Source organism: Leifsonia naganoensis, from assembly GCF_013410615.1.
Lineage (GTDB): Bacteria > Actinomycetota > Actinomycetes > Actinomycetales > Microbacteriaceae > Leifsonia > Leifsonia aquatica.
In genome coordinates this window covers 1506649-1527699 of the sequence record NZ_JACCHJ010000001.1, presented here as the reverse complement: position 1 = coordinate 1527699, position 21051 = coordinate 1506649, and the positions used below count along the sequence as shown (strand labels likewise).

The 21051-nt window shown below is 71.8% G+C and carries 22 protein-coding genes; 8 read left to right on the top strand and 14 right to left on the bottom strand.

All coding sequences use genetic code 11. The features are described from left to right. Position 1: 1 nt before the first annotated feature. From HNR14_RS07295 to HNR14_RS07275, 5 genes are read left to right on the top strand one after another with little or no spacing between them, the layout of a single operon-like run. On the top strand, positions 2 to 1516 hold the full coding sequence (locus HNR14_RS07295) for a glycoside hydrolase family 3 protein (RefSeq protein WP_179700516.1): 1515 nt from the start codon (positions 2 to 4) through the stop codon (positions 1514 to 1516). Beyond that, the gene (locus tag HNR14_RS07290; protein ID WP_179700515.1) at positions 1513 to 2733 is read left to right on the top strand and encodes an anhydro-N-acetylmuramic acid kinase; all 1221 of its coding nucleotides are present in this window, start codon (positions 1513 to 1515) and stop codon (positions 2731 to 2733) included. Before HNR14_RS07295 ends, HNR14_RS07290 begins: the two co-directional genes overlap by 4 nt. Positions 2734 to 2759: 26 nt before the next feature. Continuing rightward, on the top strand, positions 2760 to 3722 hold the full coding sequence (gene murQ, locus HNR14_RS07285) for an N-acetylmuramic acid 6-phosphate etherase (protein WP_021764398.1): 963 nt from the start codon (positions 2760 to 2762) through the stop codon (positions 3720 to 3722). Continuing rightward, positions 3712 to 4590 (top strand): MurR/RpiR family transcriptional regulator, encoded by an 879-nt coding sequence (locus HNR14_RS07280; RefSeq protein WP_179700514.1) that lies wholly within the window; start codon positions 3712 to 3714, stop codon positions 4588 to 4590. Before murQ ends, HNR14_RS07280 begins: the two co-directional genes overlap by 11 nt. Further along, the gene (locus tag HNR14_RS07275; RefSeq protein ID WP_179700513.1) at positions 4587 to 6245 is read left to right on the top strand and encodes a beta-N-acetylhexosaminidase; all 1659 of its coding nucleotides are present in this window, start codon (positions 4587 to 4589) and stop codon (positions 6243 to 6245) included. Before HNR14_RS07280 ends, HNR14_RS07275 begins: the two co-directional genes overlap by 4 nt. A gap of 89 nt (positions 6246 to 6334) precedes the next feature. Here the strand turns inward: HNR14_RS07275 and HNR14_RS07270 are convergent, their stop codons facing one another. Beyond that, the gene (locus HNR14_RS07270; protein ID WP_179700512.1) at positions 6335 to 7195 is read right to left on the bottom strand and encodes an aldo/keto reductase; all 861 of its coding nucleotides are present in this window, start codon (positions 7193 to 7195) and stop codon (positions 6335 to 6337) included. Positions 7196 to 7236: 41 nt separating this feature from the next. Continuing rightward, positions 7237 to 8208: an aldo/keto reductase gene (locus HNR14_RS07265; RefSeq protein ID WP_179700511.1), complete on the bottom strand. Its 972-nt coding sequence runs from the start codon at positions 8206 to 8208 to the stop codon at positions 7237 to 7239. A 102-nt stretch (positions 8209 to 8310) separates the two neighbouring features. On the opposite strand from HNR14_RS07265, the gene HNR14_RS07260 reads away from it, so the two are divergent. Then, positions 8311 to 8940, top strand: a complete 630-nt coding sequence (locus HNR14_RS07260) for an MBL fold metallo-hydrolase (protein WP_179700510.1) — start codon at positions 8311 to 8313, stop codon at positions 8938 to 8940. 108 nt (positions 8941 to 9048) lie between these two features. Here the strand turns inward: HNR14_RS07260 and HNR14_RS07255 are convergent, their stop codons facing one another. Next, a complete protein-coding gene (locus HNR14_RS07255; RefSeq protein ID WP_179700509.1) occupies positions 9049 to 9948 on the bottom strand; it encodes an SDR family oxidoreductase in 900 nt (299 codons plus the stop codon). A gap of 84 nt (positions 9949 to 10032) precedes the next feature. On the opposite strand from HNR14_RS07255, the gene HNR14_RS07250 reads away from it, so the two are divergent. After that, complete coding sequence (locus HNR14_RS07250) at positions 10033 to 10599, top strand: TetR family transcriptional regulator (RefSeq protein ID WP_179700508.1); 567 nt, start codon at positions 10033 to 10035, stop codon at positions 10597 to 10599. Between the two features lie 24 nt (positions 10600 to 10623). On the opposite strand, the gene HNR14_RS07245 is transcribed toward HNR14_RS07250, so the two are convergent. From HNR14_RS07245 to HNR14_RS07205, 9 genes are all read right to left on the bottom strand, one after another. Further along, positions 10624 to 10872, bottom strand: coding sequence for a glutaredoxin family protein (locus HNR14_RS07245; RefSeq protein ID WP_021762606.1), 249 nt, complete (start codon positions 10870 to 10872; stop codon positions 10624 to 10626). Between the two features lie 9 nt (positions 10873 to 10881). Then, on the bottom strand, positions 10882 to 11529 hold the full coding sequence (locus HNR14_RS07240) for a nucleoside/nucleotide kinase family protein (protein WP_343064440.1): 648 nt from the start codon (positions 11527 to 11529) through the stop codon (positions 10882 to 10884). A gap of 67 nt (positions 11530 to 11596) precedes the next feature. After that, on the bottom strand, positions 11597 to 12334 hold the full coding sequence (locus HNR14_RS07235) for an SDR family NAD(P)-dependent oxidoreductase (RefSeq protein WP_179700507.1): 738 nt from the start codon (positions 12332 to 12334) through the stop codon (positions 11597 to 11599). Then, on the bottom strand, positions 12331 to 13392 hold the full coding sequence (locus tag HNR14_RS07230) for a glycoside hydrolase family 88 protein (RefSeq protein ID WP_179700506.1): 1062 nt from the start codon (positions 13390 to 13392) through the stop codon (positions 12331 to 12333). The genes HNR14_RS07235 and HNR14_RS07230 overlap by 4 nt, the downstream gene beginning before the upstream one ends. Beyond that, positions 13389 to 14171: an enoyl-CoA hydratase/isomerase family protein gene (locus HNR14_RS07225; protein WP_179700505.1), complete on the bottom strand. Its 783-nt coding sequence runs from the start codon at positions 14169 to 14171 to the stop codon at positions 13389 to 13391. The genes HNR14_RS07230 and HNR14_RS07225 overlap by 4 nt, the downstream gene beginning before the upstream one ends. Continuing rightward, complete coding sequence (locus HNR14_RS07220; protein ID WP_179700504.1) at positions 14168 to 15400, bottom strand: CaiB/BaiF CoA transferase family protein; 1233 nt, start codon at positions 15398 to 15400, stop codon at positions 14168 to 14170. Before HNR14_RS07220 ends, HNR14_RS07225 begins: the two co-directional genes overlap by 4 nt. A 48-nt stretch (positions 15401 to 15448) precedes the next feature. Further along, positions 15449 to 16075: a bifunctional 4-hydroxy-2-oxoglutarate aldolase/2-dehydro-3-deoxy-phosphogluconate aldolase gene (locus HNR14_RS07215; RefSeq protein WP_179700503.1), complete on the bottom strand. Its 627-nt coding sequence runs from the start codon at positions 16073 to 16075 to the stop codon at positions 15449 to 15451. Positions 16076 to 16088: 13 nt separating this feature from the next. Continuing rightward, positions 16089 to 17033 (bottom strand): PfkB family carbohydrate kinase, encoded by a 945-nt coding sequence (locus tag HNR14_RS07210; protein ID WP_179700502.1) that lies wholly within the window; start codon positions 17031 to 17033, stop codon positions 16089 to 16091. Continuing rightward, positions 17030 to 17764: an FCD domain-containing protein gene (locus HNR14_RS07205; protein ID WP_179700501.1), complete on the bottom strand. Its 735-nt coding sequence runs from the start codon at positions 17762 to 17764 to the stop codon at positions 17030 to 17032. The genes HNR14_RS07210 and HNR14_RS07205 overlap by 4 nt, the downstream gene beginning before the upstream one ends. 77 nt (positions 17765 to 17841) lie before the next feature. Here HNR14_RS07205 and HNR14_RS07200 point away from each other — a divergent pair, with 77 nt between their 5' ends. After that, entirely contained in the window at positions 17842 to 18654 is an 813-nt protein-coding gene (locus HNR14_RS07200) for an aldose epimerase family protein (protein WP_179700500.1), read from the top strand. On the opposite strand, the gene HNR14_RS07195 is transcribed toward HNR14_RS07200, so the two are convergent. Both HNR14_RS07195 and HNR14_RS07190 read right to left on the bottom strand, forming a co-directional pair. Beyond that, the gene (locus HNR14_RS07195; protein WP_179700499.1) at positions 18627 to 19751 is read right to left on the bottom strand and encodes a M24 family metallopeptidase; all 1125 of its coding nucleotides are present in this window, start codon (positions 19749 to 19751) and stop codon (positions 18627 to 18629) included. The two genes, HNR14_RS07200 and HNR14_RS07195, sit on opposite strands and share 28 nt — an antisense overlap. Positions 19752 to 19846: 95 nt before the next feature. After that, the gene (locus HNR14_RS07190) at positions 19847 to 21046 is read right to left on the bottom strand and encodes a Gfo/Idh/MocA family protein (RefSeq protein ID WP_179700498.1); all 1200 of its coding nucleotides are present in this window, start codon (positions 21044 to 21046) and stop codon (positions 19847 to 19849) included. Positions 21047 to 21051 lie beyond the last annotated feature (5 nt).

Sequence of the window (21051 nt, the reverse complement as noted above, 5' to 3'; positions counted from 1 at the left end):
GATGAGCGCGAGCACCGATCCGGCCGTTCGCTCGCTGGTCGCGAGCGTGCTCTGGCCCGGTTTCCTGGGGCGCACGGCCCCGGACTGGCTGCTGCACGCCCTCGACGAGGGGCTCGCCGGCGTCGTGTACTTCGGTCAGAACATCGACCCGGAGGATGCGGAGCAGCTGCCCGCGCTCTCCGCCCGGCTGCGGGAGTCGCGCCCCGGCGCCCTCCTGGGCGTCGACGAGGAGGGCGGACCGGTCACGCGACTGGAGGCCGCCCTCGGCTCCACGCTGCCGAGCGCGTCCCAGTTGGGTCGCGTCGACGACACCGCGGTCACCCGCGCCGCCGGCGTCGAGCTCGCGCGCCGCCTGCGCGCATCGGGCGCGAACGTCGCCCTGGCTCCGGTCGCCGACGTCAACACGAACCCGCGCAACCCGGTGATCGGCACCCGCGCGTTCGGTGCGACCGCCGACCTGGTCGGCCGGCACGTCGCCGCGATGGTGTCCGGCATCCAGGCCGGAGGCGTCGCCGCCTGCGTCAAACACTTCCCTGGTCACGGCGACACCGCCGTCGACTCGCATCTCGGACTGCCGCACGTCACGCTCCCCGGCGCCGAGGTGGAGGCCGAGCACCTCCCGCCGTTCCAGGCCGCGATCGATGCGGGCGTCGCCGCCGTCATGACGTCGCACGTCGTCGTGGATGCCTTCGGCGACCTCCCCGCCACGCTCGACCCGCGGGTGCTCGGGATGCTGCGTGACCGCGGCTTCGCGGGCACGATCATCACGGACGCGCTCGACATGGCCGCCATCCGCTCCGAGTTCGGTGCGGGCCCCGGCGCGGTCCGGGCGATCCTCGCCGGTGCGGACCTCCTGTGCATCGGCAACCCCTCCGATCTCGGCCCGAAGCACGGCGCGACGAGCGACCTCGACGACTACGCGGAGGTGCGCGACGCGCTGCTGGCTGCGGTGGACGACGGCACCCTGCCCATCGCCGCGCTCGAGCGCGCCTCGCACTCGGTCGCCGGGCTCTCCGACTGGACCGCCGCAGCCTCGCGCGCGGGCGGCGCCTCGACCGGCGAGGTCGGTGCCTTCGACGCGCGGCAGGTCGTGCGCGAGGCGATCGTGGTCCGCGGCACGGTCTCCGTCGCCGCGGGCGACCGCGTCGTGCTCGATCTGCGCGACCGTGCCAGCGGCGCCGTCGCCTCCACCGCCGAGCCTTTCAGCGTCGCCCTCGGCGCCACGCGCGTCGTCGTCGGCCCGTTCGGAGGACGCGACGTCGTCGCCGCGATGTGCGACGCGCTCGGCGGCATCCCGGAGAGCAGCGCGGTGGTCGCCCTGGTCGATGCCGTGCAGCCCGGATCGCCGCAGCGCCGTGCGCTCGGGATCCTCGCAGCCGCTCGCCCGTCCGCGGTCATCGTGAACACGGGACTGCCCGCGCCGGACGAGCTCGCGCTCCCCGGCCTCGACACGTACGGCTCCAGCCGGGTAACGGCGCAGGTCGTCTCCGAGGCGTTCGAGGGGGTCGCGGCGTGAGGATCCTCTCCCTGCAGTCCGGGACCAGCGTCGACGGGATCGACGTCGCCGTGGTCGACATCGACCCGCTCGACGCGAGCGACCGTCCCGTCGTCCGGCTCACCTCCGTCGTCGCCCGCACGGTGGCGTGGTCGGAGACGACCCGCGCACTCCTGCTCGCGGCGGTCGAGGGGCAGAGTCTGGCTCCCGCCGAATTCGTCCGGATGGACACCCTCGCCGGCCAGGAGTTCGCGGAGGCTGCGGCCGGCGCGGCCGAGGAGGCCGGCGGTGTCGAGCTGGCGGTCTCGCACGGCCAGACCCTCCACCACTGGGTCGAGGACGGCCACGCCCGCGGCACCCTCCAGGTCGGCCAGCCGGCGTGGATCGCCGAGCGTCTCGGCGTCCCGGTGCTCTCCGACGTGCGGTCGGCCGACATCGCCGCCGGCGGCGAGGGTGCTCCGCTCATGGGGCTCTTCGACCGCGCCTGGCTCGCGGGAGAGGCCGCGCGCAGCGGCCGTCCCGTCGCGACGGTCAACCTCGGCGGCATCGCCAACGTGCAGATCGTCGAGCCGGACGGGGGCCTCGTCGCGTTCGACAGCGGACCGGCGAATGCACTCATCGACGCCGCGGTCGCCCGCGCGACCGACAGTCGCCAGGGGCAGGACACCGACGGCCTGCTGGCCGCCACCGGCCGCGTGGACGAGCGGATGCTGGGCGAGCTGCTCGCGCATCCCTACTTCTCGGCGCCGACGCCCAAGAGCACCGGTCGCGAGACGTTCGACCTCGCCGTCGTGGACGCCGCGGCCGCGCGAGCCGGCGTCGAGCCCGAGCTCGCCGACCTCGTCGCGACCCTAACCTCCCTCACCGCCCGCACGGTCGCCGACGCGGTGCGGTCATCGTCGTCGCACATCCCGTCGCGCGCGATCGTCTCGGGAGGCGGCACGCGCAACCCCGCCCTCATGCGCGCCCTCAGCGCGGTGCTCGGGCTGCACGGCGTCGACGTGACCAGCAGCGACGCGCTCGGCATCGACGCCGACCACAAGGAGTCGCTGCTCTTCGCGTTCGTCGGCTACCTCAGTTGGCACGGTGTGCCCGCCGACCTGCCGGGCACTCCCGCCGGACGCGCGCGCGTCCTCGGGCGACTGACCCTCGCCCCCGACTCCGTCCCCGGCCGCCGCCTGCGCGGCGTCGCCGGGCTGACACTGGCCGCCGACCCCGCCCTGGCGGTGGCGCGGTGACCGACGCACCGATGAAAGGATCTTCCGTGGCTGAGCCGCATCCCCTCGCCGACCTCCGCGAGACGCTCGGTACGCTCGCGACCGAGGCGGTGAGCGAGACCACCCGCGACCTCGACATCATGTCGATCGAGGAGCTGGTGGCCGCGATGAACGTCGCCAACACCGAGGTGCCCGCCGCCGTCGCACGCGAGAGCGCCAGCATCGTCGCCGCCGTGACGGGCGTCTCCGAGCGGATGCGCCGCGGCGGCCGCCTGATCTACGCCGGAGCCGGGACGGCCGGACGCATGGGCGTGCTCGACGCCAGCGAGATCCCGCCCACGTTCGGCGCCCCTCCCGAGCTCGTCGTCGGTCTCATGGCCGGCGGCCCGGAGGCGCTGCACACGGCCGTCGAGAACGCGGAGGACGACGAGGAGGCCGGCCGCGCCGCCGTCCGCTCGATCACCATCGGCCCGCTCGACGCGCTCGTCGGCATCTCGGCGTCCGGCCGCACGCCCTTCGTGCTCGGCGCGATCGACCAGGCCCGCCGCGCGGGCGCGTTCACGGTCGGGCTCTCCTGCAACGCGGACTCCCCACTGGGTCGGGAGGCCGAGGTCGGCATCGAGGTCGTCGTCGGCCCCGAGATCCTCACCGGCTCCACCCGGCTCAAGGCCGGCACCGCGCAGAAGCTCGTGCTCAACATGATCAGCACCATCTCGATGGTGCGGCTCGGCAAGGTCTACGGCAACCTCATGGTCGACCTCCGGGCCACCAACGCCAAGCTGCGGGCCCGGTCCGAGCGGACCGTTATGCTGGCGACGGGCACCGACGCGCAGCAGGCCGCGGAAGCGCTCGACGCGACCGGCGGATGGATTAAGGCGGCGATCCTGATGAGCGAGACGACCCTCGATGCGGACGCCGCCGTGCGGCTCCTCGCCGAGCACGGCGGACGACTGCGTGACGCACTCGCGGCCGTCGACGCCGCCGAGGGCACGCGGACACATGTCGGCTGACGTCCTCTCCGCGGTGCGCCAGGCGGTGCCGCGGCTCAGCGCCACGGAGGCGCGCATCGCCCAGGTGGTGATCGACCATCCCGAGCGCGTCGTCGACCTGACGATCTCGGAGCTCGCCGCGGTGTGCGACTCGTCCCAGGCGACCATCGCGCGGTTCTGCCAGAGCATCGGCTTCACCGGCTACCGGGAGTTCCGGCTCGCCATCGCCGCCGCGACCAGCCGTGAGCAGGCCGCGCGCGAGCGGTTCGAGCTCACCGAGAGCGAGGTGGACCCGGCCGACAGCGTGCAGGAGGTAGTGGCCAAGATCGCGTATCAGGATGCTCTGGCGATCGAGCAGACCGCCCGCGAGCTCGACCTCGACGCCCTCGACCGCGTGGTCGCCGCCATCGTCGGTGCGGGCCGCATCGACCTCTACGGCGTGGGGTCGAGCAGCCTCACCGCGCAGGACCTCCAGCAGAAGCTCTCCCGCATCGGGCTGACCGCCTTCTGCTCCGTCGACTCCCACCTCGCCCTCGCGTCGGCCGCACTGCAGAAGCCGGGCAATGTGGCCATCGGGTTCTCCCACTCGGGCGAGACGCTCGAGACCACCCACGCGCTCTCGGTCGCGCACGCGGCCGGGGCGACCACGGTCTCCATCACGAACTTCCCGGAGTCCAGCATCGGCCGCGTCAGCGACCACGTGCTCACGACCCAGGCACGCGAGAGCCTCTACCGCTCGGGCGCGATGTCGAGTCGCATCGCGCAGCTCGCGCTCGTCGACTTCCTCTTCGTGCGGGTGGCCCAGCAGATGTACGACCAGATGACCGAGTCCCTGCGGCTGACGTACGAGGCGGTGCGCAGCCAGCGTCCCGTGCGTCCCGAGCGATGACCGGCGCGATCGCCGACCGCCTGCTGCCGCGCCCGCGGCGGGCGGAGGAGCTGCCGGGCGAGTTCGTGCTCGACGCCGCGACGACGGTCGTCGCCGACGAGTCGGGAGCTCCGATCGCCGGGTGGCTGCGGGCTCAGCTCGCGGCGGCGACCGGGTTGCCGCTCGCGGGCGCTTCGACGGGCGGCGGGGGCGCCGGCGCGATCACCCTCGCCGCCGATCCCTCCCTCGCCGACGAGGAGTACCGGCTGACGGTGGAGCCGGACGGCGTGCGCATCCGAGGCGGATCGGCCGCGGCTCTCGCGCAAGGGGCGCAGGCGTTCCTGCAGCTGCTGCCGCCTGCCGTGTATCGACGCGGCGCCCTCGACGGCGTGCGCTGGGCGGCTCCGGCGTGCCGCGTCCACGACAGCCCGGCGTTCCGCTGGCGCGGGCTGATGCTCGACGTGGCCCGGCACTTCCTGCCGAAGCACGACATCCTCCGCTTCGTCGACCTGCTCGCGATGCACCGGATGAACGTGCTCCACCTGCACCTGACCGACGACCAGGGCTGGCGGATGGAGATCCGCCGCTACCCGCGCCTCACCGGGATCGGGGCGTGGCGGCGGGAGTCGCAGGTCGGATTCGGGCCGGACGCGCCGACCGACGGCCGCCCGCACGGCGGGTTCTACACGCAGGACGACCTCCGCGAGATCGTGGCGTACGCCGCCGCGCGCGGCATCACCGTGATCCCCGAGATCGAGTCGCCCGGGCACGTGCAGGCCGCGATCGCCGCGTATCCCGAGCTCGGCGTCGCCGGCGGGGACGAGCCGCGCGAAGTGTGGACGCGGTACGGGATCAGCCGCAACGTCCTGAACCTCGAAGAGTCGACGGTCGAGTTCTTCCGCAACGTGCTCGACGAGGTTATCGAGGTCTTCCCCTCCACGTACATCGGCATCGGTGGGGACGAGTGCCGCAAGGACCAGTGGCGCGCCGACCCGCGCACGCAGGAGCGACTGCACGAGATCGGCGCCGCGACCGAGGAGGAGGGGCAGAGCTGGTTCGTCCGCCGTATCGACGAGCACCTCACCGCCCGCGGCCGCCGGTCGTACGGCTGGGACGAGATCCTGGAGGGCGGCCTCGCCCCGGGTGCGACCGTCGCGAGCTGGCGCGGTGAGACGGGTGCCGTCGCGGCCGCGCGGCAGGGTCACGACGTCGTGTTCTGCCCGGACCGCGTCCTCTACTTCAACTACCGCCAGTCGGAGTCGATGGAGGAGCCCATCCCGCTGGTCACGGTCACGACCGTGCGCGACGTGTACGAACTGGACCCGGTGCCCGCCGAGCTCACGGCCGAGCAGCGCGCCCACGTGCTGGGGGCCCAGGCGAACCTGTGGACCGAGTACATCGACCAGCCGCGCGGGCTCGACTACTTCGCGTTCCCGCGACTGGCCGCGCTGGCCGAGGCGTTGTGGACCGCCGACGAGGCGGGCGAGCGGTCGTGGGAGGCGTTCGCGCCGCGGCTCGAGGCCCACCTCGCGCGGCTCGACGCGGTCGGGGTCGAGTACCGCCACGCGGGCGGACCGCTGCCGTGGCAGCAGCGGCCCGGCATCCCGGGCGCCCCGCGCGATCGCGCCGACCGCGCTGCCGAAGTCGCCGCGCTCACCGCGACCATCGCCTCCTGACGCGCGCCATCCGTTCCGGACTTCTGGACGTGCACGCGCGGCGTGTCGCGTACAAAAGTGGGGAACGGATGGCGGAGCCGGGAGCCGGGTCAGGCGGCGTTGAGGCGCGCGAGCTCGTCGGCGGTGAGCTCGACGTCGGCGGCCGTGACCGAGTCGCGGATCGTCTCGGGGCGCGAGGAGCCCGGGATGGGGATGACGTGCGGCCCCTGCGCGAGGTGCCACGCGAGCGCGACGACCTGCGGGCTGATCCCGCGGGCCTCCGCCACATCCTTGAACGGCTCGAACCGGGAGCCGAGGTCGGCGGCGTTGGTGATGCCGCCGAGCGGGCTCCACGGCAGGAACGCGATGCCGAGCTCGCCGGTCAGCTCCAGCTCCGGCGCGCTCGACCGGAACGCCGGGGAGAACTGGTTCTGCACCGACGCCAGCCGCCCGCCCAGGATGTCCTGCGCCAGGCGGATCTGCTCGGGGTTCGCGTTGGAGATGCCGGCGAGTCGGATGATGCCCTCGTCGAGCAGGTCCCGCACGGCTCCGACGGAGTCCGCGTACGGCACCTCCGGGTCGGGGCGGTGGAACTGGTAGAGCCCGATGGTGTCGCCGCCGAGGCGCGCCAAGGAGGCCTTCGCGGCCTCCTTGATGTACTCGGGGCGGCCGTTCAGCGTCCAGCGGCCGTCGCCCGGGCGGAGGTGGCCGCCCTTCGTCGCGACGAGCACGGTGGAGGCGTCGCCGCTCCACGAGCGCAGCGCCTCGGCGATGAGCTCCTCGTTGTGCCCGACCTCGTCGGCGTGCAGGTGGTATGCGTCGGCGGTGTCGATGAAGGTGACGCCGGCATCCAATGCGGCGTGGACGGTCTTGATCGAGCGTTCGCGGTCCGGGCGGCCCTCGATCGACATGGGCATGCCGCCCAGGCCGATCGCGCTCACCTCGACGTCGGCGATCCTGCGTGTCTTCACTCTGTTCCTCTCTGCGTGGTCGTCCGTCGTGCGCCCGGGGGTCACCAGGCGTAGTCCTCGGGCGCGGTCTTGTGACCCGGGAAGATCTCGTCGAGACGCGCGAGGGCCGCCTCGTCCAACTCGACGTGCAGGGCGCGCAGGCCCGCGTTCAGCTGGTCGAGCGTGCGCGGTCCGATGATCGGGCCGGTGACTCCGGGCCGGCTCAGCAGCCACGCCAGCGCGACGTCACCCGGCTCGTGGCCGAGCTCCTCGGCGAAGGCCTCGTACGCCTCGATCGCGTCGCGGTGCTTCGCGAGCGTGTCGGCGGCGCGTCCCTCCAGACGCCGCTTGCCCTCGTTCTGCTTGCGGACGACTCCGCCGAGCAGGCCGCCCTGCAGCGGCGACCAGGCGATCACGCCGATGCCGTTCGCCTGCGCGGCGGGCAGCACCTCCAGCTCCACCTGCCGGGTGAGGAGGTTGTAGATCGACTGCTCGCTGACGAGCCCGAGCAGGTTGCGCTTGCGGGCCTCCGCCTGAGCGGTCGCGAGGTGCCAGCCGGCGAAGTTGCTCGAGCCGGCGTACAGGATCTTGCCCTGGGCGATCGCGGTCTCGATCGCCTGCCAGATCTCGTCCCACGGGGTGTCCCTGTCGACGTGATGGAACTGGTAGATGTCGATGTGGTCGGTCTGCAGCCGCTTCAGGCTGGCGTCGAGCGCGCGGCGGATGTTGAGCGCCGACAGCCGGCCCTCGTTGGGCCAGTCGCCCATCTCGCCGTAGAGCTTCGTGGCGAGCACCGTGCGCTCGCGCCGACCGCCGCCGAGGGCGAACCAGTCGCCGATGATCGACTCGGTGGCTCCCTTGCCCACGTGCTGCCCGTAGACGTTGGCGGTGTCGAAGTAGTTGATGCCCGCCTCGTGAGCGGCATCCATGATCGTGTGTGCGTCGTCCGACGACGTCTGCGGGCCGAAGTTCATCGTTCCGAGGACGAGGCGGGATACTTTCAGGCCGGACCGGCCGAGCTGGGTGTACTCCATGTCGTCAGCATCCGCCCGAGCGGGACGGAAGTCCAACAGGAGGTTCGGATGGGATTGTGCGGTGGGGCTCATCAATCCGGGCGCAGGGATAGCATCCACCGTATGAAGCTGCTGATCGACGGCCTGTACCGGGTCGAGAGTGCCAGAGCCGGGAACGCCTACCTCATCGAGGAGGACGGCCGTTCGGTGCTCGTCGACACGGGCCTCGCATCCGGTGCGCGGGCGCTGGTCGCGGAGCTCGCGGCCGCCCGCATCTCACCGATCACGGATGTCGTGCTCACCCACTACGACCCCGACCACGCCGGCGCCGCGGCCGCCGTGCAGCGCGCGACGGGGGCGCGGGTGTGGATCGGTGCGCCGGACGCGCGCATCCTGCGGGGCGAGCAGCAGCCTCCCACCTCCACTCGGCGCGCGATGCAGCGACTGGGCTGGCTGGGCCGTCCGGAGGTTCCCGCCGGTCTGCACGAGCTGCCCGGCCATGCCGAGATCGAGATCGCGCCGGGTGTCATGGCCGTGCCTGCTCCCGGACACACGCCCGGGCATCACCTGGTGCGCTGGCGCGGCGTCTCGTTCATCGGAGACGCGGCTCGGATCTCGCACGGGAAGCTCGTCCACTTTCCGGGATTCCTCATCAGCGACCGCGATGCCGCGGAGGCGACGCTGACGGCGATCACCGTCTCCCGGCCCCGGCTGGTGTGCCCGGGGCATGGGTCGCCGGATCGGCTGGTCTGAGGGCCGTCGGCAACGGAGGAACTTCCGCGCGCCACGCCGGGCCGTGACGGACAACGGAGGAGACGGGCGGGAGACCGCTCCGGATGTCCTCCGTTGCCCGCGTCCGGGTCAGTGGCCCGGGTAGGCGCCCGCCGCGATGTCCTCGAAGAGGGTCGGGCCGGTGGGGGTCCAGCCGTAGCGCTCGCGGGTGAGGGCGCTGGAGGCGGGGATGTCGACGCCGAAGAAGGCGCCGATCCAGCCGAAGTGCGCGGCCGCGTCCTCCGGGGCGATGGAGGCCGTGGGCACGCCGATCGCGCGGCCGAGGGCCTCGGCGATCTCGCGCGTCGGGATGCCCTCCTCGGCGACGGCGTGGACGATGCCGCCGCCCTCCGGCGCTGCGTCGAGCGCGAGCGCGATCAGGCGGCCGGCGTCGGAGTGGTGCACGGCGGGCCAGCGGTTGGCGCCGTCGCCGACGTAGCCGGCGACGCCCTTCTCGCGGGCGATCCCGGCGAGGACGGTGCTGAAACCGTGGTCGCCGACGCCGTGCACGGTCGGGGCGAAGCGCAGCGCGACCGGGCGGATGCCGCGATCGGCCGAGCCGAGCGCGAAGCCCTCCGCGCCTCCACGCGGCGACGCAGGGTCGGACGAGTGGGCGGCGTCCTCCTCCGTCGCGACGCGGCCGGGCGCGAGCATGGCGATGCCGGAGGCGAAGAGGAACGGCTTGTCCGTGCCGGCCAGCGCGTCGAGCATCGTCTCGACGGCCGCGCGCTCGGTGCGGCCGGCGCCCTCGAAGTCCGAGAAGTCGTGCTTGAAGGCGAGATGGATGACGCCGTCGGCCTCGGCGGCGCCGGCGCGGAGGCTCTCGAGGTCGTCGAGGCTGCCGGTCCGCACCTCCGCGCCCGCCTCGTGGAGAGCGGCGGCGGAGGCGTCGGAGCGGGCGAGGCCGACGACCTCGTGTCCGGCGGCGAGGAGTTCGGGTACGGCGGCCGAGCCGATCCAGCCGGAGGCTCCGGTGACGAAAACGCGCATGGGATCATCCCTTTCCAGGTCATGTCAGTGACTGACATCGACGATAGCACTGATGTCAGCCGCTGTCATCACTAGACTGTGAGGATGGGACGCTGGGAGCCGGACGCGCAGGGGCGCATGCGCCTCGCCGCGCTCGAGCTCTACCTCGACCCCGGCTTCGAGCAGACGACCGTCGCCGACATCGCGGAGCGCGCGGGCGTGACGGAGCGCACGTTCTTCCGCTACTTCACCGACAAGCGCGAAGTGCTGTTCGACGCGACCGGCCAGATGGAGCACGACGTGCTGGCGGTGCTCGCCGCGACCGATCCGTCCCTCCCGGCCCTGGATGCGGCGGGGGAGGCGCTCGCCGACGGTACGGCGATGCTGGAGGAGCGGCGCGAGTACGCGCGGCGCCGAGCGGCGGCGATCGCCGCGAACGCGAGCCTGCAGGAGCGGGAGCTGCTGAAGCTCGCCCAGCTCGGGGAGGCCGTCGCGGCCGCCCTTCGCGCGCGCGGGGTGGCGGAGCCGGAGGCGTCCATCGCCGCGGAGACGGCGGTCGCGGCGTTCAAGGTCGCATTCGCGGCATGGATCGGCGACGACGCGCCCGGCTCGCTGGCCGAGCGTGTGCGTGGTGTGATGAGGCGGCTGCGCGCACTCGCCGCTCTCGACTGAGGCGTCAGGCGCGCAGCCCGGGCGCTACTGCGCCAGCGCCGCTTCGAGCTCCTGGTCGGACGGCTCGGTGAAGTGGCGGCCGTCGGGGAAGACCACGACGGGGATGTTGGTGCGGCCGCTGATCGCCTTGGCGCGGTCGGCCTCCTCGGGGCGCTCCACGAGGTCGATGTACTCGTAGTCGGTGCCCAGGCGCTCGAGCAGCGCCTTGGAACGGATGCAGTCGCGGCACCAGTCCGCGCCGAACATGGTCACCTTGTCGAACGTGTCGGTCATGCCTTCAGCCTAAGCGCCGATGCCTAGGAGCCTTCCGTCCACGACGAGCGTGGCCCGGTCGCGGGTCGGCTCGATGATCGCCGCGTTCGCTCCGTCGACGTCGCGCGCCCAGGCCAGGGCGGCCTCCGGTGTGCGGCCGTGCCGGGTGTGCCGGTCGACCAGCCGGGCCTCGCGCTCAGCCGCGGGCGTCGCCACGAACCAGCTCTCGGCGAGGAGCGACAGGATGCCCGACCACGGCTCCGCGTCGACCAGCAGGTAGTTGCCCTCTGTGACCACCAGCCGCGTCTCGGGGCCGACCGCGATGGATCCGGCGACCGGCTCATCCACCGACCGCTCGAACGCGGGGGCGAACACCACGTGGTCCCGCTCGGCGAGCAGGCGTCGGAGCAGCCCGACGTACCCCCACGCGTCGAACGTATCGATCGCCCCCTTGCGATCCCGCCGGCCGAGCGCGTCGAGGGAGGCGTTGGCCAGGTGGAACCCGTCCATCGGGACGTGCACCGCGATCCCGTCGCCCGCCAGCCCGTTCACCCGCTCGGTGACCGCGCGGGCGAGCGCCGTCTTCCCCGACCCCGGGCTGCCGGCGATCCCGAGGACCACCCGTGCACCCTCCGGGGCGAGGGCGAGTGCACGGCGGGCGAGATCGTCGAGGGTCACCCGTCCATCTTGGGGGATGGGGAGGGCGAGTGAACGAGCCGTGTGCGCGCGCCCACAGCCAGACCGCCTATGCGCTCTCTTTCTTGACCAACCATCCACCGTCGACCGCGAGTTCGGCTCCGGTGATGAACGATGCCTCGTCGCTGCAGAGGAAAGCGATCGCTGCGGCGACCTCGTCGGCGCGCCCGAGGCGCAGCAGGGCGGTGGCGCGAGCAGACACGTCGATCTCGTCCTGGGTCGAGTCGTCCCAGACGGCTGTCCGGATCGGCCCGGGCACGACCGCGTTGACGCGGATTCCAGGCGCAAGCTCCACTGCTTGCTGGCGGGTCAGCGCCAGGAGTCCGCCTTTGCTGGACGCGTAGGCGGAGTATCCCGGGATGCCGATATGGGCGTGCACGGAGGCGACATTCACAATGGATCCGCCCACCTGGAGCAGGGCAGGGGCGAGGGCCCGGATCGCGAGGTACGGGCCGACCAGGTTGACTCCGAGTTGGCGGCGCCAGTCCTCCGGCGTCTGATCGGCAGCGGGGAGCACGGTGGCGGTGTATGCATTGTTGACCACGGCGTGAACCCCGTCGCGCGTGCCGTTCCGGACGGTTTCCCACAGCAGCTCGTCATCGACGCTGCCCGTCAGTTCGACGACGTCTGCGCCCGATTCCTCGGCCAGCGCCGCCGTCGCGTGCAGGCCGTCCCCGTCGACATCGACGAGCCAGAGGCGCGCGCCGGGCGCGGCGAAGCGCGCCGCAGTGGCGCGGCCGATGCCGCTCGCCGCGCCTGTGATCACGATCGTGCGCGCCGCCGTCATGCGTTCTCCTCTGCCAGCAGAAGGGCCAGCGGCCCTTGACCCCACGGTACGACGAATCCGGTGGGCACGTTCGCGTAATGCGAAGGGGTGGTGCAGGCCATCACCGCGGCCGACACCCCGATGCGGCCACGCGAATCGGTCGCCGCGAGTGCGGCGGTTCGGGCGCGGTGCGCGGATTCGCCGACCAGCGCACGCTCCGCCTCGGGCACCAGTCCGATCTCCAGTGCGCGACGGAATCCGAGTGCCATGAACACGGAGGTCGAGTCCTCGACTCCCGTGGCCGCATCGCGGACGTCGGTCGACCAGGTGCCGTCCGGCAGCTGGAGCGCGATCATCCCCCGGATCAGTCGCAGGGCCGCCGCCGCAAGTTCTCGGCGTTCCGGCGAGTCGGCGCCGCGCGTCGCGTCGACGGTATCGATGAGCCCCAGCAGTGCCCAGCCCTGTCCTCGTCCCCAGCCGGGCCCGAACGTGCCCGATTCGCCGCGCAGCTCGAAGTGGTCGAAGAGGCCGTCGGCCTGCTGGAGGCGGCCGATGTACGCCGTTGCCTGGTCGAGAGCGGCAAGTGTGTACCGATCCTCGCCGGTCTCCGCTCCGAGTGCGGAGAGGAAAGGCGGATCGAAATGGAGGCAGTCGATGAACGCTCCCGGTGGCGGGTCTGCGAGGAGGAAGGCGCCGCGGACGTCGAGCGTTCCGCCGTATGGTTCGCGCAGAGGCGAGTGCTCCCACGTCGCGAAGATCCCGCTCTCCATCCGGGGTCGGGTCAGGAGGTAGTCCGCAAGACCGACGGCCGCGGAGAGGATGCGGCTGTCGCCGGTGGCACGGAACACCTCCACCATCGCCCGTCCAGGCGCGGTGCAGTCGAGCCGGCGGTAAGGCTGCGCGCGCGTCGCCCAGGAGCGGATCCACCCGTGCGCGAAGGCCAGGTATCGGGGGTCCCCGAGGGCGGCAGAGGCGGAGACCATGCCTTCGAAGGCGACCGAGTCGCCGAACGCCCAGGTCTCGTAGTCGAGTTCGAGGAGCGAGTCCGCGACGGTGCGGAGAAGTGTGGCGGCGGTCATCGGCCGTGGAACTCCGGTGCGCGCTTCTCGGCGAAGGCGCGCTGCCCCTCGGCTGCGTCCTCTGTGGTCATCAGATAGGCGAACGAGTCGTTCTCCACCAGCAAGCCCGTCTCGAGGGGCACGTTCTGTGCGACGCGGATCATGTGCTTCGTGCGCTCCACGGCGATGGGTGAGAGTCCGGCGATGTGCTTGGCCAACGCGGTTGCGCGCGGGAGCACCTCATCCGGGGTGACGAGCTCCTGCAGAAGGCCGTAATGGTCGGCCGTCGCGGCATCGATGCGGTCGCCGGTGAGGAGCAGCCGTGCTGCGTTGCCCGGGCCGACGGCGTGGGTCAGCAGCTGGGTGGCTCCGGATCCGCCGTGCCACCCCCACCGGATCTCGCCCGCCGCGAAGCTCGACCGTGTGCTCGCCACCCGGATGTCTGCGGCCAGCGCCATCTCCAGGCCGCCACCGATGCAGTACCCGTCGATCGCGGCGATGACGGGCTTGCGGAGGAGCCACACGGCGCGCGCGTAGTCGCGCCGCGCATCGAAGCGGTTGCGGTACTCCCAGTTGGAGCCGTACCCGTCGAGGTCGCGGATGTCGCTACCGGCGCTGAACGCGCGATCGCCCGCGCCGGTGAGGATGACCACCCGCGTCGTCGCATCGTTGTTGATCTCGTGGACGACGGCGTTGAGCCGTTGGTCCATCGCCACGGTCATGGCGTTGAGCTTGTGGGGCCGGTTGAGCACCACGGTCGTGACGTGCCCCTCGGCGGTGACCAGGATCTCGTCGCTCATGCGACCGACCCCGCCGCGACCCGCTCTGTCGCCTGGCGCACCGCTCCGGCGCGCTCCAGCTCGTCGATACGGTCGGCGCCGAAGCCGAGCCCCTCGAGGATGCTGCGAGTGTCCGCCCCTAGCTCGGGAGCACCCGTGCGGATGGTCGGCGCCGTCTCAGAGAGGCGGATGGGTACGCGGGCGGTGCGGATCGTCCCGCCGTCGGCATGAGGCTGGTCCACGAACATCCCGGTCTCGCGCACGTGCGGATCGGCGGCGACCCCTGCGTAGTCGAGAACCGGCCCCGCCCAGACGCCCTGAACGTCGCACGCGGCGATCCACTCGTCGGTGGTGCGGTCTGTGAACGCGTTGCGGATGCGGGCGTAGACCTCGTCCTTGTGCGTCGCGCCGTCGTTGTAGGCGGTCAGTGATTGCAGCCACTCATCTCCGATCACGCGACCGAGGCGAGGGAGTTCCGTCATGGCGAGGGCGAGCCAGCCGTCGGAGGTGCGGTAGACGCCGTACGGCGCGGGGATGAACGAGTGGGCGCTCCACTCGGCGGTGCGCTCGGGCTGGCGTCCGCTGTTCAGATAGGTGACGTACTCCTGCAGCTGCGTGTCGAGGACGACCGAGAGCATGTCCACCTCGACGTGCTGGCCGCGGCCGGTGCGGTCGCGGTGCTGCAGGGCGGCCAGGATGCCGATGACCGCCTGGTAGCCGGTCATCGTGTCCGCTGCCCAGAGCGCGCCAGGGAGGGGGAGGTCGTCGTTCCGACCCACCGAGAACATCGATCCGCTGTAGCCCTGGATGATGAGGTCCTGGCCGGGGCGGTCGCGGTAGGGCCCGGTGGGGCCGTACCCGGAGATGGAGCAGTAGACGATCCCGGGGTTGATCGCGGCGAGGGCGTCGTAGCCGATGCCGAGCCGGTCGGCCGTCCCGTGCCGGAAGTTCTGGAGGACGACGTCGGCCGTGGCGGCGAGCTCGAGGAAGGCCTCGAGGCCCGCCGGGCTCTTGAGGTCGACGCAGAAGCTGCGCTTGTTGCGGTTCACCGCCAAGAAGGTGGACATCTCCCCGCGGATACGGATGTCTTCGAAGCCGTGCGTGCGGTTGAACTCGCCCGCGGGGCCCTCGATCTTGATCACGTCGGCCCCGAGGTCGCCGAGACGGGTGGCTGCGAGTGGGCCCGCCAGCATCTGCGTCGCGTCGAGCACGCGCAGGCCGGCCAGGGCCCCGTCGGTTGTGATGTTCATCTGCGCTCCAATCGTACTAATACTATTATACGATCCAAGCGCCGTCCATCACCGGATGCGCGCCTCCCTGATCTGGTCCAGCAACCGCCGGATCCGCACCTCCGGCCGTCCATCGCCAGATGCCGTCAGGGCCGATCCCATCCCGACCGCCACCGCGCCGCTGCGGATATAGTCCGCGGCCTGGTCGAGGCCGACGCCGCCGGTGGGCACCAGCGGGAGCGCGGGGAGGGCGGCGAGCAGGTCCTTGATCGCGGCTGGTCCGTACATGCTCGCCGGGAAGAGCTTGATGAGGTCGGCCCCGCGGTCGCGGGCGCGGATCGCCTCTGTCGGCGTCGCGACACCGGGGAGGACGGCGAGGTCGTTGCGGGCGGCGATCCTGATCACCGTGTCGTCGAGGTTGGGGGCCACGAGGAATTGCGCGCCCGCCCGCACGGCGGCCTCGGCATCCGCCGCGTCGACGACCGTCCCCGCGCCGACGAACCCGAGGCCGGACCGCCGGAGGATGCGGATGGCGTCGAGCGCTCCCGGTGTGACGAGAGACACCTCGACGGTCTCGATGCCCGACCGCAGCAGCAGGTCGCCCTCATGCTCTGCGACTTCGGCCGACACAGCGCGGATGATGCCCACCACGCCCGTCCGTCGGATCGCAAGGGTCACGTCATCCCGGGTGCTCATACATTCCTCCTGATCATCGATCGACGTCGCCTGCGTGTCGCGAGACCGGTTCCCGCGGCAATCCCGCGGTGTCTCCCGGGGTCTGCGCCACCAGTGCTCCGGCGCGGCAGGCCTCATCGAGGCTCATCGCCAGACCGCGTCCGCGCAGGAGCCCGGCGAGGAAGGACGCGTCGAATGCGTCTCCCGCTCCGACCGGGTCGACCGTCGGGACCGGCAGCGTCTCCACGACGGTCCACGCTGTGCCGTCCCAGGCGCGTGCACCCCGGGGGCCGTCCTTGACGACCACGAAGCGGGATCGCTCCGTCCAGAGTGCGGCCACGGCGTCATCGGTCTGTTCCTCGCCGGTGAGCGCGAGCAGCTCGTCCGCCCCGACGAGGACGATGTCGGCGCGGCGGGCGAATGGGATGCTGAGCCGTCGCCACTCCGGGAGCGGGGCCAGGCGCAGTCGGAGGTTGGGATCGAACGAGGTGAGCGCGGCGCGGGCCTCCGCCCTCCTGAACAGCTCGGTCACGGTGTCGTGGGCGCTGGCGGACAGCATCGCTGTGATGCCGGAGACGTGGGCCGCTCCCACGTCCGTCCAGTCGATCAGGTCGAGGTCGCCGGGTTGCAGCCGACTCCCTGCCGAGCGGGTTCGACCGTAGACGACCTCGGTCCGGCCGGATGAGGAGGCGCTGCGGACGAGGATCCCGGTCGGCGCCGGATCCACCGTCACGCCGTCCGTGCCGACGCCTTCGCCGCGCAGGAACCGCACTGCGGCGCGACCGATGGCGTCGTCGCCGACCCGGCCGACGAATTCCGCGCCGATGCCGAGACGTGCCAGCCCCACGGCCGTATTGCTTTCCGCACCCGCGAACGAGAGTGTGAACGCGGAGGCCGCATCCAGGGGGACGTCGGCGGCCGAGACCATCGCCGCGAGCACCTCTCCGATGAGGACCACGCGCGGCGCGTGCGCGCTCACTTCGAATCCGGGCCCGAGTACAGCGATTCCAGGTCGCCCGCCGCTTCGGTGAGGAGTTGCAGCATGGCCCGTTCGGCCCCGTCCGCGTCGCCGCGCGACACGGCCTCGACCACAGCGGTGTGTCGTGCGATGAAGTCTTCGCTCTGCTGCGCCTCCGGAATGAGGTTGTCGCGGAAGCTCAGGATCGGCTGGAGCATCATGTCCATGTGCTCGATCAGCTCGTTGCCGGTGGCGCGGAGCAGGGCTGTGTGGAAGTCGACGTCGGCCTGGACATGCTCCGCCAGTCGACTGACGCTGGTCGTGCGGTGGGCCTCGAAGGCGACCTTCATGCGCTCGAGCGCCGACTCGAGAGCGGCGACATCCGCGTCGGAGCGGTGCGTGGCGGCCAGGCGGGCGGCCGCTGGCTCGATGACGCGGCGGAGCTCGTCGAGCTCGACCAGCAGCTTCTCGCTCATCCCGTTCTCGGCGCGCCACGCCATCACGTCCTCGTCGAGAAGTCGCCAGGCCGTGCGGGGGCGCACGAATGTGCCCGTCCGGGGGCGCGCGTCGACGAGGCCTTTGGCACTCAGCACCCGCAAGGCCTCCCGCACGACCGTGCGGCTGACCGAGAACTCGTGCTCGAGGGCGTCGACATCGATGGTCTCGCCCTCGGCGAGCGTGCCGGCGAGAATGCGCCTGCCCAGGGTGCCGGCGAGCTGACCCTGCAGCCCACGAGTGGAATAGACCGTCACGAATTGCCTCCTATGTATATAATAGTATCAAACGATTCCCGGCCGCGACAGGGCCGACTGAGCGGGGCGGGTGAACGATGGCGGGCTTCACTGTTCGCGTCGACGAGACGCACGGCGGCCGCTGGACGAGTCTCACGGACCCGCACGGCCGAGAATGGCTCTGGTCGCGAGCCGAGCCCCGTCGGCCCACGGCGGCTCCGGGCGATTCGTTCCCCGACGCGGGCGGTCTCGAAGAGTGCTTCCCCACGATCGGTGCGTCCCCCGACCACGGCGAGCTCTGGAGCCGCCCGTGGCGGACGGTGGTAGACCGCCCCGACGTGCTCACCCACGACATCGCCTATGCCGACATCCGGATCGAACGTACCATCACGGTTTCGGCCGATCGGGTGGAGGCGGAGTACGCGCTGACGGCACCGCCGGGGATGCCGTTCGTCTGGGCGGCGCACGCCCTCCTGGCCCTGCCGGTGGAGGCGCGGGTCGAGACCTCCGCGAAGCGCGCACGAATCTGGGAGGGCGGCCGCCTGGTCGAGACCGGCTGGCCGCGGGTGACCGACGACGGTGACTTCTCGCTCTTCGGACCGGACGACGGCTCGGCCCGGTTCTGTCTGTTGCCGGATGTCGCGAGCGCCACGGTCGTCGCCGGGCACGCGCGCCTGCGGTTCGGGATCGACTGCGACGATCAGCCCGTCGGGATCGGCGTCTGGCGCAACCTCGGCGGCTTCCCGGATGGCCCGGATCGCTATCGCAGCATCGGGGTCGAACCCGTGGTCGGCCACACGTTCGACCCGGATCTCGATCCGCTCGAGGCTGCGCGCGTCCCGGCCTCTGGAGAAGTCCACTGGCTGCTGTCCATCGACGCCGGTCAGAACGACCCCGGCTCGAGCTGCTGATCGAAATCGGTCAGGCGCTCGAGTCCGTCTCCGGTCACGAGATACAGGTGCTCCAGACGGACGCCTCCGACGCCGGGAAGGTACGCTCCCGGCTCGAGGAGGATCACCATCCCCGGCTCAAGGAGCGCCCGCTCACCCGGGATGATGCGTGGCCATTCGTGCACCGAGGTCCCGATGCCGTGTCCGGTGTGGTGCGGATAGGCGAGGTCGTGCCGGGCCAGATCGCGGCGCACCGCCGCGTCGACCACCGAGGCAGCGATGCCCGGTCCGGCGGTTGTCTCGGCCGTGTGGAGGGCGTGAGCGACGGCGTCGTGGAGGCGGCGCTGGGCGTGCGTCGCCCGGCCCAGAACGAAGGTGTTGCACGAGTCCGCCCAGTATCCGCCGACACGGGGCGCGAGATCGGCCATGACGAGGTCCCCCGTCCGCAGGGTGCGCGAACCCGGCCAGCCGCCGATGCCCGCCGTGCCCTCGACGCCGGAGACGAGGTCCCCGGCGAACGCGCAGCGTTCGCCGGCCTCGATCTCGGCCGCCGCCCGTACCGCCCCGAACAGCTCGATCTCGCTCATCCCCGGCCGGGCGATCCGCACGGCGGCGCGCTGGGCGGTCGACGCAGTGCTTGCGGCCGCCCGCAGCAACTCGATCTCGAAGGGCAGCTTGACCGCGCGGGCGCGTGCGATCGCGGCGGTGGCGTCGGTCCACTCCAATCGTGCCCGGGAGAGGAGGCTCGCGATCGCGAGCGGCAGCGCCTCCTCTTCCACGGCGACGCGCCCGGACAGTGGGACGAGGTCCAGCGCGGATCGCACGGCGTCCACATAGTTCGCCAGATGGTCCTCGGGATCCGCGGCCGTCATGCCTGCGTAGGTGACCGTCTCCTCGCACGCCGCAGGCGCGGCGTCCGTGGAGTCGCGGACGAGCGCGACCCGGCCGTCCGAGCCGACGATAGCGAGTGCGGGTCCGCCGGAGAACGGCGACGGGCCGGTCTCGATCGGCAGGGAGCAGCGCGCGGCATACGCGACCGCGGCCGGGGACGAGAGAACGCCCCCGCCGAAACCGGCTCGTTCGAACTCTCGAGCGAGCCTGACCCCTGTGTCGCTCATCTGCATCCTTCCGCTCGTCCGAGCCTACTGAGAATGCCCTGCGCCGCTCCGGCAGGCGAGCCGGAGCGGCGCAGGGCGGGTGCTGCAGACGTGCGTCACCCCGCAGCGGGCGGCTCGCCGAAATCCGGGACCGGCAGCCGGGCGCCATCCTGGAGCGCGGACTGGTGTGCCACGATCCCCGGGACGGTGTAGCGGGCAGCGGTCCAGGCGTTGACGGGAGGCACGGAGCCGGTGCTGACCGCGACGGCGAAGTCGTTCACCAGGAACTGGTGGGATCCCTCGTGGCCGTTGGACTTGCCGGCGAATGAGTGCGGGAGGACGTCCGTATCGTGCACCGGGGCGAAGCCGCTGGTGAACGTCTCGGCCAGTGCCGCGTCGACATCGCTGCGCTCGGTCGTCTGACCGGCTGATCGGGCCGTCACCCGGGCCGTCACCTCCTCCCAGCCGTCGTGCGTCTGCCACACGGACGACCCGGTCTGCTGCTCGTACGCGCCCTGGGTGCCGTAAATGCTGAAGCGCACCTCCGGCCGGAAGGGCGCGATGCCGACGCGCCGGAACTCGTTCACCCGCAGGATGCCGCCGTCAGCCGTCGTGAACAGGGCGCTCTCGTTGCTGAACTCGTTACCCCACGCGGACACCGCCGTGTCGAACACGCCATCGTCCGTCGTGTCCTTCACGCCCAGGCACGAGACGCTCGTTATATGCGAGCCGGTGACGGCGAGCACACCTCCGACGGAGTGGGTCGGGTACAGCATCGGCGGGAAGCTCGCTGTCGCCCTCCACCCCTCGCCACCGCTGTACTTGAACGCCTCGTAGAAGCCGTCCGCCATGTCGTGCAGGTACTCGCCCTCCGCGTAGATGATGTTCCCGAAGGCCCCGCGGGCCAGCTGATCGCGACAGAACACCACCGCGGGGTAGTAGTAGCTCGTCTCGCCCATCATGTAGGTCAGGCCCGTCGACCGGGTGAGCTCCACGATCTCGCGGATCTCCTCCACCGACACCCCCATGGGGACCGCCGAGTAGACGTGCTTGCCTCGGCGCAGAGCCTCGATCGCCATCGGGCCGTGCATCCAGCGCTGCGTGAAGATCGCCACGGCGTCGACGTCGGAGTCGAGGACGGCTTCGAAGTCGTCGAACGTCCGCGTCAGCCCGTTCCGCTCCGCGACGGATGCGACCCGTTCGGGAACGATGTCGCAGACCGAGACCTCGGAGACGGCCGGGTGGGCCTGGAAGAGTTCGACGAACTCCGGGGCGAATTGACCGAGGCCGACGATGGCCACACTGAACCGGCGCATACTCG

Bases quoted from the DNA above. Each gene is read 5' to 3' on its own strand.
- HNR14_RS07295 (WP_179700516.1), top strand. From the start codon at position 2: ATGAGCGCGAGCACCGATCCGGCCGTTCGCTCGCTGGTCGCGAGCGTG.
- HNR14_RS07280 (WP_179700514.1), top strand. From the start codon at position 3,712: ATGTCGGCTGACGTCCTCTCCGCGGTGCGCCAGGCGGTGCCGCGGCTC.
- HNR14_RS07275 (WP_179700513.1), top strand. From the start codon at position 4,587: ATGACCGGCGCGATCGCCGACCGCCTGCTGCCGCGCCCGCGGCGGGCG.
- HNR14_RS07265 (WP_179700511.1), bottom strand. From the start codon at position 8,208: ATGGAGTACACCCAGCTCGGCCGGTCCGGCCTGAAAGTATCCCGCCTC.
- HNR14_RS07260 (WP_179700510.1), top strand. From the start codon at position 8,311: ATGAAGCTGCTGATCGACGGCCTGTACCGGGTCGAGAGTGCCAGAGCC.
- HNR14_RS07255 (WP_179700509.1), bottom strand. From the start codon at position 9,948: ATGCGCGTTTTCGTCACCGGAGCCTCCGGCTGGATCGGCTCGGCCGCC.
- HNR14_RS07250 (WP_179700508.1), top strand. From the start codon at position 10,033: ATGGGACGCTGGGAGCCGGACGCGCAGGGGCGCATGCGCCTCGCCGCG.
- HNR14_RS07245 (WP_021762606.1), bottom strand. From the start codon at position 10,872: ATGACCGACACGTTCGACAAGGTGACCATGTTCGGCGCGGACTGGTGC.
- HNR14_RS07235 (WP_179700507.1), bottom strand. From the start codon at position 12,334: ATGACGGCGGCGCGCACGATCGTGATCACAGGCGCGGCGAGCGGCATC.
- HNR14_RS07230 (WP_179700506.1), bottom strand. From the start codon at position 13,392: ATGACCGCCGCCACACTTCTCCGCACCGTCGCGGACTCGCTCCTCGAA.
- HNR14_RS07225 (WP_179700505.1), bottom strand. From the start codon at position 14,171: ATGAGCGACGAGATCCTGGTCACCGCCGAGGGGCACGTCACGACCGTG.
- HNR14_RS07220 (WP_179700504.1), bottom strand. From the start codon at position 15,400: ATGAACATCACAACCGACGGGGCCCTGGCCGGCCTGCGCGTGCTCGAC.
- HNR14_RS07215 (WP_179700503.1), bottom strand. From the start codon at position 16,075: ATGAGCACCCGGGATGACGTGACCCTTGCGATCCGACGGACGGGCGTG.
- HNR14_RS07200 (WP_179700500.1), top strand. From the start codon at position 17,842: ATGGCGGGCTTCACTGTTCGCGTCGACGAGACGCACGGCGGCCGCTGG.
- HNR14_RS07195 (WP_179700499.1), bottom strand. From the start codon at position 19,751: ATGAGCGACACAGGGGTCAGGCTCGCTCGAGAGTTCGAACGAGCCGGT.
- HNR14_RS07190 (WP_179700498.1), bottom strand. From the start codon at position 21,046: ATGCGCCGGTTCAGTGTGGCCATCGTCGGCCTCGGTCAATTCGCCCCG.